We start from the raw sequence: 12,565 nt of genomic DNA, 5'->3' as shown, positions 1-12,565 counted from the left end.
TACAGCCGCTCTCCCCCTATGATGCTTTTCCATAGTAAGCTTTATCCGATAGGCTTACTACTTTTCTTTTCCTTCTTTCATTGATTAATGAGGTCACTTTCAGGTAGAGCCTTACGGTAACAATACTAAGGGTTGTGACCAACATCAGGGGAATAATTCCCCAGGGGCTTAATAATACATCCATGCTTAATCATTTATTAGGTTCATTATTAATATAGTCATATCAAATCAATATATAAACCTAGTTCTGACAAGCGGAGCCGGGAGCGTTTTATCGGTAGCGCCGAAAAATATACTCACAAATACTCCCTTGCTTAGTTTGGAAAAGAGATAGATGTAAATTGATCACTTAAAACAATATCCCAGACCACATGACCCAAAGCTCCCAATCACCCCTACCCTCCCAAAAGTCACTTTTTGATATAGCCGATGACATTACCTATCTCAATATGTCTGCCATGTCCCCCAATCTGAATTCGGTGGCTGAAGCAGGACATGACGAAATAGACAGAAAGCGGCACCCCTGGCTATATACTCAGGACGACTGGTTTACCGGGGTTGAAGCATTGCGTGATCAGGCAGCCAGCCTCTTTGAAACACCGGCTGATAACCTGGCCCTGATACCAAGCGTAAGCTATGGCCTGGCAGTGGCAGCTAAGAACATACCCCTCAAGGCGGTGCAGAACATAGTGGTGCTGGACGGACAGTTTCCTTCAAACGTATATGTATGGAGGGAACTCACAAAAGCCATTGGCTTAAAGATAGTAACTGTGCGGGCGGAGGAAGGAGAGAACTGGACGGAGGCTTTGCTCCGGCATATTGATGCCTTCACCGGCCTCGTAAGCGTACCTTTTTGTCACTGGACTGATGGAGCCCTTATAGACCTGGAGGCCATAGGTGAAAAGGCCAGGAAGGTAGGTGCAGCCCTCGTAGTGGATGCCAGTCAGAGCCTGGGGGCACATCCTATACCCCTGGACCGTATCAAGCCTGATTTTATGGTAGCGGTAGGATATAAATGGTTACTGGGACCTTATGGGCTTGGTTATATGTACGCTGATCCTAAATACCATGAAGAAGGACAGCCAATAGAATATAACTGGCTTATGCGCAAAGGCAGTGACGACTTTACCAAGCTTACAGACTATCAGGACGACTATAAACAGGGTGCACGCCGGTTTGATTTCGGGGAGAACAGTAGTTTTATTCATGTAGCTATGGCCCGAAAGGCACTGGAACAGATACAGCAATGGGGTATACCGAATATTCAGGGTACGCTTAGGCATCTGACCGATGAGGTGGTCGAATGGGCTGAAAAAAATGGCTTTCATGTGCCATCACGGAGAGTAGGACACATGATTGGCGTTCAATTGCCAGAGGAGGTCATGGCCCGGGCCAAAGCAACCCTTCAGGATCAAGCTATTTATGTTAGCTACAGAAAAGATAAAATAAGGGTATCTCCTTATTTATACAGTTCACAAGAGGATATAAGAAAGTTAACTGAGGCGCTCGATAGTATATTATAAGGAATAAAACCCGGCCGCATAGCGACCGGGTTTTTAAATTCCGGACTCATTGACCGGAATTATGTGTCAGTCCTAACATGTGTTAGGTAGGTTTAAGAGTTAAACACTTAAGAGATTAATTTATCGGGTTGGCATTGCTGCCTATATTTCCCTGGGCCACCAAAGTGGCAAGGTCTTCTGCACTCAGGTGCACATTTACATAGCCATCATAGCCACTAACATCACTGTATACAAATGCATCGCCACCGTCGGTCATAGAAATGTTGGTCATACTCACGCCACTGGCGCCATCTACAGGAGTAAAGGTTACGACGATGCCCCCGCCCTCTTCAGCTGAGTTCATGTGAATGTGAGCAGGGTGCGTACCGTTACTGGTACCGTCAAGCATGATCGTCGCCAGGATAGTTCCATCCATCCTTTCAGCAAAGGTCACCATGCCGCTAACGCCGGCTACGTCACGTTCGCCAAGGGCGTAAGCGATTGTCTCACCCGTCAAGGTATTGCTGCCAATATCACCCTGGGCTACTATTGTTCCCAGGTCACTGGCACTAAGGTGAACATTCACATAGCCGTCATACATGATGATATCATTGTAGGTAAGGGCATTTCCGCCATCAGTCATTTCAATGTTGGTCATACTCATACCTGACGCACCATCAACAGGAGTAAACGTAACCGCAATGTCGCCTCCCTCCAGGGCAGAATTCATATGAATATGTGCAGGGTGCATTCCGTCAGCAGGGGTATTCATCAGCTCAATGGTAGCCAGCGTGTATCCATTTGCTCTTTCTGCAAAAGTGACCATACCGCTAATGCCCTCCACGTCTCTTTCTTCAAGCGTGTACGTCCTCATTTCGCCGGTAAGAGCATTTTCACCGATATCCCCCTGGGCTACCAGGGTAGACAAGTCACTGGCACTAAGGTGAACGTTTATATAACCATCAAATGATACGAGCTCATCGTAGCTAATAGAGGTTCCGTTGTCCAGCATCGTCACCACTGTCTCACTCATACCGGTATTTCCATTTACGCTATTAAGCGATACGGCAATGTCACCGCCTTCGGCAGCTGTATTAAAGTGAATGTGTGAAGGATGCATATCACCATTAGAAGTACCATTCAGATCGATAGTTACTGTAGTAGAATTGTCGTCATTCTCAGTGAAGGTAACCATGCCACTGATGCCAGGGTCGGAAACTGAGTTAAGAACAAACATTTCGGTATCGCCGGTAGGCTGAGGCCCTACAGGGGCGTCATCATCATCGCTACAGGCAGTAGTGATTAATAGCACGCAACACATCATTGCGAGCGGATTTAGTAGTTTGTTAATGTGGTTTTTAAAAAGTCTCATAAGTCCGTCAAATTTTGTTAGTGCCGGAAACTTTCTGGTATTCTTTCCGGCGATGTAACAGACTTACGAAGGGAGGTAGAAGGTTGGATTTAGGAAGATGAAGATTTTTTAAATTTAAACTTCACCCAGCACATACATTGCCTCCAGCGTAGGCTTCTCGCTGCCTCCTTCCGGCTCCAGAGTAATGGCAAAAGCAGAGGCATCGTCAATTTGTTGCATCACATTAACCCCATTGAGATCACTTACCATTCCGGCGCTTCGGGGCTCGCCATCTACTATAGCCCATAGCTGGTACTGCTTACCTTTTTGAGGTTGTGGCAAGCCGCCCGGGGCCAGATATACTTCTTCAGATCCCGGGTTCCAATATACTGTAGCGTAGGTTGAGGGAAAAGCTTCTGTCCCATTCAAAGGGATTCGACTAAACGCCGGATCTGCATATACATTCTGAAGCTCTCTCAGTTGTTCATAATTACTGCGAAGCACCTGGTAGTCCTGCCTAACAAGTTGATTTTCGACAATATAATCTTCAAGCCGCTCCTCAGCATCTCTCCAAAGGCCGCGATAATTTGCTGCGAAAACGGAGGCAATGATAAAAAGCACAACGCTTGCTGCGAGTGCAAACTTCCACGGGGCAGAATCTGACCTGCGGCGTGAAATAGAATGGACAGGAGTTTCACGGGACTTTTCCGTGGGAGTAACGGTACCCGCAGTTGCGGAGCCGGACGTATCCGTGGATGGCTTTTCAGGAATAGCCTCCAATATGCTATGCCGAAGCTCCTTGCGGGGAGTTACAGCCGTTTTACGGGCAAGCTGTTCGAAGGTCTGGCCGGCAGCCTTAATCTCGTCCCTTACTTCAGGGTGGCGCTCGGCCATAGCTTCTACCTCACGGGCCTCTTCGACACTCAGGTCTCCAAGAACGTAGGCTTCGATTATGCCGCTATTTATCCATTCCTGAACATTCATGGGATTATTACTTTTTTTAGCCTGACCATTGCCGCTCTCAAGCGCGTTTTTACCGTACCCAGCGGAATATCGTATTCCTTTGCAACTTCGGATTGGGTATATCCTCTGAAGTAGAGTTTGTCAATGACGAAGCGCTGATCATCAGTTAATTCTTTCAACGCTGAATCAAGACCAATTGCATCGGTGCTGGTTTCGGTATAATTTTCCTTATCTAACTGATATACGTTATCAGATAAAGAATCGGATTTACTCCGCAGCTTCATTCCTTTCGCTCGCAACTTATCAAGGGCCAGATTGCGCGCGATAGCCATCATCCATGTAAATAGTGTGCCTTTCCCTTTTTCATATTGACCAATACGGTCCCAGAATCTCATAAAAGCATCCTGCAGAACTTCTTCAGCAAGGTCTTCTTCCCTGGTGATACGGAGTATGACCCCATACAATGCATCTGCATAGTGATCATACAGATACGCCAGGGCTTTTTTGTCCTTATCTTTCAGGCCGGATATAAGTGAGTGTTCGTCCAAAGGGCCACTTATTGTCTTTGCTGTAAGAATACTAAAAATCTGAAGGTTAAGAAACTTTCGACTGGTAAAAAGAGACAGACCACCCTACTCTACCTGGAGTATACTTTTCTCCAATAGACAATTCGTTAAAAGAAATGATCCTGTATAGGAACAGTATTTGGCCCTTTTATCTGAAAAAGAAGCCCAAACGGATATGAAAGTCCGAACCATACGGGCTTTTATAATCGTGCAGCAGGTTATAAAGGATTACGCCCCGCATCTGAAACTTACTGCCTAGATCGAATTTTTTCCTGATACCCACAGGCAATCCCGGTACCCACCTCCGTTCGGGTGAGGGTGGCTCACCGGTCAGTGACGGGTATACAACCAGGCTGTTTATATACTCAAGCTCTGCATGAAAGGCAAGTATATCGGCTATTTCGTATGAAGAATACGCACGGAAGCCATATACTTTTGCATCCTCGGCAAACTTATAGTCGTCAGGCACATCAAAAAGTATGCGGTAGGTACCCCCTATGCCTGCCTCCCATTTGGGATAAATACGGTAGCCGATAACCGGATTAATATCACCTCCCCAGGGATCTTTCAATAGCTGCAGGTAGGCACCGACCACTATGCGCTTCACGAATGGAGTGTCCGCCAGAGGATTGCGATTCAGGGGCACATCCTTGATGCTGTTCAGGCTGTGATACTTCTTTTTGTATTTGCCCAGCAAGGCCTGGGCTTCCCTGATCTTATCTTCCTTTCCCGCAAAGTAGTTCTTAGCCTGGCTGACTACCTGCTGCTTTCCCTGCTCCCTGAGGCCTTCCTCTGTAGGAATCACATCTATATTCTGCCCGGCCTGTTCTTCAAGGGCCTTATAGTATTGGGTATCCTTCAGTTTCTCCTCACCATACTCAGCCGCTTTTTCTACCGACATGCTATCCACAGCCGATTGTATCTGCTGAGCTTCGTCACTCACTTCAGCTATTTTTTGCTGAGTTTCGCCAAGCTGATCGAGGGCTTCCGGTTTTTCGGTCAGGCCAAGGTCACCACCTGCCGCTCCGGTTGAGGGTATGTCGGCACCGGAAATTTCCACTCCGGGAACTTCCGTTCCGGGAATCTCCATTCCGGGAATCTCCATTCCGGGCACCTCTAGCCCGGACACTTCCGTATTGGGCAGATCAGGCGTGCCGGGTAGTTGACCACCGTCTATACCGGCCGCATCCACACCCTGAGACATAGCACCCTGTGCCTTTTGCTGCACCCCTCCTACATTCTCCCGGGCACCTTCCAGCTTTCCATTCACCGCTTCGGTGGTATTATCCACCACTTGCTGCGCTTCCTCTCTGGCCCGATCGACTGCTCCTTGTACAGTCTGATGGCTTTCGGCAATCTCACGATTAGCATCGTCTACCGGCTTGGTTAGGGACTGCGTATCTGGCAGGCTGTCAGTCAGTGCGCCCAAGGCATTCTGCAAACTATCTACCCTTGCCTTTCCTTCTGCAATATCTGCCCGGATGATACTATCCGCCTCCACCAACGAATGCTGCTGTACACTGTCCTGCAAGGCTACAGTCCGGGTAGTATCCGCCGGATTTGTTTCTTCGGCATGGGCAGCACTTTCAGCCTGGCCGAAGGCTGAGAATTGTACAGAAGTGAATATAAACAGGAAGAGGAGAAAGCCGGAAATGCGCACCAATAATGATAATGTTTGAAGGACAAATGTAATTATATATTTTCAATAACGCATATTAATGAAGCACCTGTATACTGTCACTCTATGCCCATATGAATTCACCAATCCATCCTTGGCAGGCATAAAATAAGGCCGCCACAACTATGCGGCAGCCTTTCATAAACTGTCAATCAAGATGGAAAGCCCTTTCTATTTCACTTGTATCGTTAGTGATGCGGTAGGTATGCGCACAGTGTACTGCCGTGAAACAGATTCTCCCCGGGTGCGTGTCTCTTCGGTAGTGACCTCACCACCCGCGGAGAATACCTGGAACTCGACTCCTATGCTACCTGTGGCTCCGGCCATTCGGGCCGCTTCGGTGCTGCTGGTTGCCGTAACTGTTACGTCACGGTAGGCCTGATCGGCTTCAAGCCTAAGCTGGTCACCACTCCCCATATTGTAGTGGATCACGCCGGAGGGTACCTCTCCGGGCTGCCCGGTACTCACCGCCATGATTCTTAGCGTGCCGGAAGGTTTTAGCCAGATGTCGTTAAATATGGCCGCTCCCCCTCTTACATCCTGGGCGTACGCCTGGGGTTCTACGCCCGGTGACTTTGCTTCAGCAAAAATACGGTGGCCGAGCAGCGGCTCTCCTTTAAAATTTCTGACCACTATGCTGAGGTCGGCCTTTTTCCAGCCGGCCCTGAGCAGTATCTGGTCCCGGCGCTCCGAAGGGATAGACACTTCCAGGGGCTCCATTTCAATTACACCATCCTGATGCGCCCTGCTGTACCTGACCCGGCTGAAGCTTCTACTTCTGTAGCTGCTCGCGCCGGATAGCCCGTTACCACTTGCATTGGGTGGCCAGTGCACGACCTGGATGCGAAGCGGCCGGTTTTTAGTACGCGCCTCAGACTCATACTTTTCTATGAAGGCCGTGATGCTTTCGGTCACCACCCGACCATTTGCCGGATCGACAAAACGCATCTGAGTACCATCGGATGTACCGTCTCCCTGTATGCCGAAAAGTACCCGGGCGTGAATAGCAAATTTATCACTCGGATCCTCATCCGTAGTCACCCAGACGGGTCCGTAATTTCTGAGTAATTGCTCCCAGCCTTCAATACTAAAACTCTGGGGGTATTCGAATTCCAGCCCGGCGTCATTCAGGAACTGCTCCTTCATGCTGCCAGGTAACCCCTGGCCGTTTTGGAACATTTGCAAATATGGCTGCCCTATGGTACCGAGTACATGGTCTATGCTATGACCGGCATTCATTTTCCAATTGTATAATATGGTGGTTACCGTGGCCCAGCAAGCCATGCTATTAGGTTGCCTGAGCGGTGAGACCGTGCCAGCCACCTGGTAGTTTATGGCGTTGAATGAGCGGCCTTTGAACCTGGACATGCTTACCCCGGCACGTGCCAACTCAAATTCTGACCTGCGACTTGCCGCCACGGTTGCCCGCACACTTTCATATACCCCCGTCCGGGAACTGTCCACAAACAGTGCCCGCACGACCTGTTTCAAGGCCCAGGTAACAGTAGGCCTTGCGGTGGGCCGGGGCACCCTGTCCATTTGCCGTGAGGCGGTCAGTGCATCGTGTATCATTACGGCTGCTAGTCCTCGAAGCGCATCGTTAAGTTCAGCGAGCTGCAATGTGCTATCGGGATAGAAGAATTTTATGGCATCGTACAGGTATTCATCATTAGTCCGTGGTGTGGGCGGAGGGGTTTGCTGGTACATTCGTGACATGCGGCCGCCGTAGTTCACGGAAAAACCCATAGACCTCCCTGAAGGCTGCCGCCGGGTATTTACTTCCTGTTGAAGAGCTAATATTCTGTTTCTCATGGTACCGTTGGTTTAGTGGCCCGGGTATACCAGGTGGCCGATGTAGCGTAGCTGCTCTGGCCATTGTGCACCTAGGGGCGTATTGATGGATTCGAATGTCTTAAGTATGGTTTGGGAAAAGATGGCTACAGAAACGGGACTATCGGTGGCAAAGTCCACCGGTCCGCGGTAAACCCGGCAGGCATCTTGATCACGGGAGAGTCTGTTGCAAACAGACACATGAATGCCCACCCTGGCGATACTCAATGTAGCCGGTTCACCCCCAGAGGTAACTGCAACTGCGCTCTGCAAATCGGTGGCCGGCGTAAAATCCCCGTGCCGTACTACAGCAACGGCATGAGTAGATAGCTCCTCGAGAGTGGAAGGCATACTATCGCCAAGGGGCAATAAGCTGCTGCCGCCGGTAAATACAGAGGCATTGGCATGCATGGCAGATGAATCGCTCACACTCAGCAGAATATCTCCATTCTGCAGGTCATTCCTGGTGATCATTCTGCCTAAGCCTCCGGGTCTGAGGGTAGCCGATTCACCATCCTGTTTTACCAGTTCGTTAACATCAGCAAGTGCGTCTTCATCAGATATGCCGTTATCTGCCTCCTGCTGTTCTTCCTCATCCAGATCAGCATCGAACGCCCTAAAGCGTTTTTCCATACTGATCTCGCCCAGGTCTATTGTCTTGGCACTGGCAAAACGGTTTCGCAGGTCATCAAATACAGCATGGCTTTTACCTGAGGGATTGCCATCCGCTTTATCCCCCATTTGACCTGAGGTTTGTGAAGGTGACGACTGCTTTAATTCCCTGGGATCCACTACCTTCTTTTGTAATGGGTCATATTGTTTTTGTCCGGAGAGAATATCCTTTAGATCCTGGGCAAAGTCGTCATCATCTTCCTCCTCTTCATGGTAAGACGGCTGCGCTTCCTGGCCGGACTTTGGTATGGTTCTTTCTTCACCGGCATTCGGTGTCGCTACATGGCCGTTTGTAGCAGGGGTAGCAGCAGGCTGACCGGTATGGCTTCCGGCTGGTAGTGCACGTGTATGCTGGTCACTTTCTAATGTGACATCAGTAGGCCGGACTGCTTCATCTCCTGGCTCAGTTTCAGAAGTGGCTCCGGCCTCAGCAGGCGGAGGCGGGGGTGGTTTCGGGGTCACAATGGTTTCAGCAGAGGTAGCATCCGGTTCTGTACCGGAAAAAGACTCGACCCTGTGGGGTATTCCGGTTTCCATTATTTCTGCCACAGGAGTGGCGGTATGGGCGCTATATGAACCGGCATAGGATGCATGCCTGCCACCTGCTGTCTCTACATAAATACCGTTATGCATGCTCATTTCTATCGGTTCCAGGTAATCGAAGCATATACTCATTGCTCCCGGGCCTCCGGCACTTACAGGCTTAAACCCTTTTGAGCGGGATTTTTTCCGTGGCCGGGTGTCTTCCGTTCTGCGTTCCCGGTACTCAGCAGCAAGACCGAGTATGCCTTTTTGATAGTTATTTGTCATGACAGATCGCTTTTCAGGTTAAAACGGATCACGGTATCGCGATCGAGCATCACTTCCATAGCCAGCGCCTCGGCCGGCTTCAGTTTTCTCCCCAAGGCTAGTACTACGCGCTTATTTCCTGCTTCACGCACACTTACAGGCCTTCCATCTACCATTGCCTGGGCTTCAAAATCTTCGTTAAGGATGAGATTTTCACCCTCCAGGTAAATGACATCGTCTTTTTTACCCTGCATCATACTCACTTTGTGCACCAGCGGTTTGTATTTAGACCGGCGGCTCTTCTCGATGATATCAGCCAGCTTATTATATTTCAGCTTACTGTCAGAGGCTTTTTGTATGTCCACGTTACGTTTTTGGAGTTTTTCAATGTCTTTAATGGATTTTACCCCCAGCCTTTTCAGAGTGGCACGCGATTCAGTGTCCAGCTCTTCCACCTCCTCTATGGTAATATCATCTTTCGAGATAGGTGCCGGAGCCGATTCCCTGATCTGCCGGTCGGTGATGCTGCCGAGCTGAATGGATACTTTGGATGCCCCCTGCTCTCCCGGTTTAGCGGTGACAAAGCGCACCTGCTCACCATCGTAAGAGGGAAAAAGCTGCAACTCCAGGGCGAGGTCCTTGACCGAATAGGTAAGCGGCCGGTTCACCGCCTTGATGGCAAGCGTTTCCCGGGCCTTATCCAGTTCCAGGATAAGGGAATCGAGAAAAGACTCAAGGTTCCAGGGCCGGTTCACATCAGGACGCGTCATCTTTTGTTCTGGCGATGGTTAAAGTTAGTTTGTGAAAAACAGGCATATCGGTTACCTCTATGCTATACACCGGAGGTGCAGAGCCAAGCACGACCCCATCGCCGGTGTGGTAAACATCCAATTCGATTGGCGTGCTCACCTTTACCCGGTCTATGTTCATGGCAAGGATATCTTCCCTTTCCAGATCGGCCTGAAAAGCCGTCAGGGATTTCATAATGTCGGCTACCGCAGATAGCGCAGGGTCGATAAGCTCCTCCTTATTCATAGCGTTGGCGGTTTCGCCGGTAGTCGGCAGGAATTTCCTCCAGCTCTACCGGCATGAGGGCCACTTTATGGTCGAATTCTACCTTGGCACCATTTATCTCGATAGGCTGATCACCGCTCAATGCCGAAGGCAAATTGCTTATATCCGGAAGGGCTGTTTGGCTTCTGTAATATTTCATACGGACTGGGATATGGTTCCTACAAAATGCATGGCTACTGGTACCGGAAAGTCGATAACCTCCTCGGCAAAGCTGGTAACCTGACCATTGACATCACTTTCAAGTGGTTTCTTAAGCACTATTTCATGCATGGCCAGTACAGGATAGGCCCATAGGGTAACCGTCTCGCCAGGGTCACCTCTGAATGCTGCCTCTGCCCTAGCAGCCTTTCGGAAATGACGGGCTACCTCGGGGCTTCGGATAGCCTCCAGTAACTCCGGAGGTAAAGAGGCCTGGCCGGTTAGCCGGGGAATAAGGGCATTGAGCCGGTACATGCTGAAGAGCATGCCGCTTTTGAATTTATAATAAGCCCGGTGGCCGCGATTTTTATCTTCCTCGCTTTTCAGTTTGGTATCCATTATGGCATCCTGCTCTTCCTGGTGGTCGGGCAGGGTGTAATACTTACCTTCCAGGTAGTAGCGCCTTACTTTATCTTTCATGTCGGCCTCCCATACCTTATGCCAGTACTCCCTGTATTCCACTACATCGTTTAGGGGCAGTTCACCACCATTACTTTGCTGTACCCGGTCAAAGAGGTATTCGGGGCTGATCCTGAACCGGTGAATCTTGCGGCTGGTCCGTACCTTTCCCCCCTCCTCACGCATCTTGAGTGTCAGGTCGAGCATCAGGTCCTCGTCTCGTGGCAGGTCGGCTGTTTCCTCTGCCGTCAGCTTTAGTTCGTACACCGTCTCACCGGGGGTCAGATCACGGATACGAATCCGCTTTTCCAGCACAGGCGTATTGCTTTCGGTGGTCACGATGCGAATCTGGCCGATTGCTTTGGGGAAATAGGTAATACCGTCAATCACAAAAGGAAAGCGTATCTCGCCACCGGGTACATAGATGATGCGTGGTCTGCCAAGCAGGGTCACAGGCTTACCTTCTGTGAATTCAATCTTTATGGCTTTACGGCCATTACTACCTGTGGAGGATGCGACAGCCCTACCGGTCAGGTATTGCTGAATTATAGGGTTCGCCTGCCTGAAAAACTGAAGGCGGTTCGCCCGGTTACGGTCCATGCTTTCCTGCCTAACCCGGTCAGCCTCCAGGAAACTATCCATGAGGTGGTTCATGAGTTGGTTGAGCTGGGCAGGATCTCCCAACGCCTGAATAGTTTCCGGTGATAGCACCTGCTGCAAAACCGGGGCGGCTGTTTGCAGAAGCTGAGGTAGGTTCTGCAGAATGGCAGGCGCTACCGACGCCAGCAGGGGTCCGGATATGGCTCCCATATCCATCTGGCCGGCAAAGCCTTTGTATGAGGCAGATTGAGCAGGTGCCGCAGGCGGGCTTACCTGCTGCCCGGCCTGTTGAAGCGCAGCAATCAGCGCCTGGATCATCTCCGGCGTGATGGCCGTATGTGGCCCAGCCGGTGGCACAACAGGTGATGCCGGAGCAGAAGGCCGGGAAGTAGATGAGTTTATTCCACCCGCTACCCCGGTGACAAGACCCGAAACGGCCTGCACGATGGGGGTGGCACTTTCCAGCAGGCCGGGCACAACTTCCAGCAATTGCATCCAGTCCACACTCATTTGCCCGGAGGTTACCTCCCGGTACCGGAATGGGACACGGCGCCTCTCCTGCTTCTGTGGATGTATGGGGGCATTCATGGTAAATTCATATTTATCGATATCTGAAATCATCGGTATCGCAGTTACGATATCCGATATGGCCGGGCCTGTTTTATCCCTCGTCCGGAAACTGAGCAATTGAACCCGGTTGTTTTCTCTGCTCAGCAGGTGTGAGGGCACCTCTATGGGAAACCCTCTGAAGTTCTGCGGGGTCTGCTGAAGGGAAGACACATGAGCGGCATTTTGTAATACATGTATGCCTTCTCTGTTTACTACATCTTCCTCACTCCCGATCAGGTACTGGTACCAGCGGTTATCTCCGGTGTCGGCATGAAACCGGTATCCTCCCGGCCCTTCATCTCCCAGAAATTCGAGGTACGCCAGTCCCATAGCT

At 50.2% G+C, this 12,565-nt stretch carries 12 protein-coding genes; 1 reads left to right on the top strand and 11 read right to left on the bottom strand.

Annotated elements, in window-relative coordinates; translation table 11 throughout:
* Window positions 1–16: 16 nt before the first annotated feature.
* Complete coding sequence (locus tag AB9P05_RS18795; protein ID WP_371910380.1) at window positions 17–184, bottom strand: hypothetical protein; 168 nt, start codon at window positions 182–184, stop codon at window positions 17–19.
* Window positions 185–371: 187 nt separating this feature from the next.
* Here AB9P05_RS18795 and AB9P05_RS18790 point away from each other — a divergent pair, with 187 nt between their 5' ends.
* On the top strand, window positions 372–1,523 hold the full coding sequence (locus AB9P05_RS18790; RefSeq protein WP_371910379.1) for an aminotransferase class V-fold PLP-dependent enzyme: 1,152 nt from the start codon (window positions 372–374) through the stop codon (window positions 1,521–1,523).
* A 115-nt stretch (window positions 1,524–1,638) separates the two neighbouring features.
* On the opposite strand, the gene AB9P05_RS18785 is transcribed toward AB9P05_RS18790, so the two are convergent.
* The 10 genes from AB9P05_RS18785 to AB9P05_RS18740 form a co-directional block, all read right to left on the bottom strand.
* Entirely contained in the window at window positions 1,639–2,874 is a 1,236-nt protein-coding gene (locus tag AB9P05_RS18785) for a CHRD domain-containing protein (RefSeq protein WP_371910378.1), read from the bottom strand.
* 114 nt (window positions 2,875–2,988) lie between these two features.
* Window positions 2,989–3,837 (bottom strand): anti-sigma factor domain-containing protein, encoded by an 849-nt coding sequence (locus tag AB9P05_RS18780; RefSeq protein WP_371910377.1) that lies wholly within the window; start codon window positions 3,835–3,837, stop codon window positions 2,989–2,991.
* Window positions 3,834–4,364 carry an RNA polymerase sigma factor gene (locus AB9P05_RS18775; RefSeq protein ID WP_371910376.1) on the bottom strand — a complete coding sequence of 177 codons (531 nt, stop codon included), beginning with the start codon at window positions 4,362–4,364 and terminating at the stop codon, window positions 3,834–3,836. The genes AB9P05_RS18780 and AB9P05_RS18775 overlap by 4 nt, the downstream gene beginning before the upstream one ends.
* A gap of 166 nt (window positions 4,365–4,530) precedes the next feature.
* Window positions 4,531–6,045: a hypothetical protein gene (locus AB9P05_RS18770; protein WP_371910375.1), complete on the bottom strand. Its 1,515-nt coding sequence runs from the start codon at window positions 6,043–6,045 to the stop codon at window positions 4,531–4,533.
* 186 nt (window positions 6,046–6,231) lie between these two features.
* Entirely contained in the window at window positions 6,232–7,872 is a 1,641-nt protein-coding gene (locus AB9P05_RS18765; RefSeq protein WP_371910374.1) for a papain-like cysteine protease family protein, read from the bottom strand.
* Between the two features lie 12 nt (window positions 7,873–7,884).
* Complete coding sequence (locus tag AB9P05_RS18760; protein WP_371910373.1) at window positions 7,885–9,372, bottom strand: hypothetical protein; 1,488 nt, start codon at window positions 9,370–9,372, stop codon at window positions 7,885–7,887.
* Window positions 9,369–10,121, bottom strand: a complete 753-nt coding sequence (locus tag AB9P05_RS18755) for a hypothetical protein (RefSeq protein ID WP_371910372.1) — start codon at window positions 10,119–10,121, stop codon at window positions 9,369–9,371. The genes AB9P05_RS18760 and AB9P05_RS18755 overlap by 4 nt, the downstream gene beginning before the upstream one ends.
* Window positions 10,108–10,386, bottom strand: coding sequence for a hypothetical protein (locus tag AB9P05_RS18750; RefSeq protein WP_371910371.1), 279 nt, complete (start codon window positions 10,384–10,386; stop codon window positions 10,108–10,110). Before AB9P05_RS18750 ends, AB9P05_RS18755 begins: the two co-directional genes overlap by 14 nt.
* Window positions 10,379–10,564, bottom strand: a complete 186-nt coding sequence (locus tag AB9P05_RS18745) for a hypothetical protein (RefSeq protein WP_371910370.1) — start codon at window positions 10,562–10,564, stop codon at window positions 10,379–10,381. Before AB9P05_RS18745 ends, AB9P05_RS18750 begins: the two co-directional genes overlap by 8 nt.
* The gene (locus AB9P05_RS18740; RefSeq protein WP_371910369.1) at window positions 10,561–12,561 is read right to left on the bottom strand and encodes a hypothetical protein; all 2,001 of its coding nucleotides are present in this window, start codon (window positions 12,559–12,561) and stop codon (window positions 10,561–10,563) included. Before AB9P05_RS18740 ends, AB9P05_RS18745 begins: the two co-directional genes overlap by 4 nt.
* Window positions 12,562–12,565 lie beyond the last annotated feature (4 nt).

The sequence above is a fragment of the Roseivirga sp. BDSF3-8 genome (assembly GCF_041449215.1).
Classification (GTDB): Bacteria; Bacteroidota; Bacteroidia; order Cytophagales; family Cyclobacteriaceae; genus JBGNFV01.
Note: the sequence above shows the minus strand (reverse complement) of the source record. Positions and strands in the feature narration are given on the sequence as shown.

Coding starts and splice junctions, on each gene's coding strand:
- AB9P05_RS18795 (WP_371910380.1), bottom strand. CDS start 184: ATGGATGTATTATTAAGCCCCTGGGGAATTATTCCCCTGATGTTGGTC.
- AB9P05_RS18790 (WP_371910379.1), top strand. CDS start 372: ATGACCCAAAGCTCCCAATCACCCCTACCCTCCCAAAAGTCACTTTTT.
- AB9P05_RS18785 (WP_371910378.1), bottom strand. CDS start 2,874: ATGAGACTTTTTAAAAACCACATTAACAAACTACTAAATCCGCTCGCA.
- AB9P05_RS18780 (WP_371910377.1), bottom strand. CDS start 3,837: ATGAATGTTCAGGAATGGATAAATAGCGGCATAATCGAAGCCTACGTT.
- AB9P05_RS18765 (WP_371910374.1), bottom strand. CDS start 7,872: ATGAGAAACAGAATATTAGCTCTTCAACAGGAAGTAAATACCCGGCGG.
- AB9P05_RS18760 (WP_371910373.1), bottom strand. CDS start 9,372: ATGACAAATAACTATCAAAAAGGCATACTCGGTCTTGCTGCTGAGTAC.
- AB9P05_RS18755 (WP_371910372.1), bottom strand. CDS start 10,121: ATGACGCGTCCTGATGTGAACCGGCCCTGGAACCTTGAGTCTTTTCTC.
- AB9P05_RS18750 (WP_371910371.1), bottom strand. CDS start 10,386: ATGAATAAGGAGGAGCTTATCGACCCTGCGCTATCTGCGGTAGCCGAC.
- AB9P05_RS18745 (WP_371910370.1), bottom strand. CDS start 10,564: ATGAAATATTACAGAAGCCAAACAGCCCTTCCGGATATAAGCAATTTG.
- AB9P05_RS18740 (WP_371910369.1), bottom strand. CDS start 12,561: ATGGGACTGGCGTACCTCGAATTTCTGGGAGATGAAGGGCCGGGAGGA.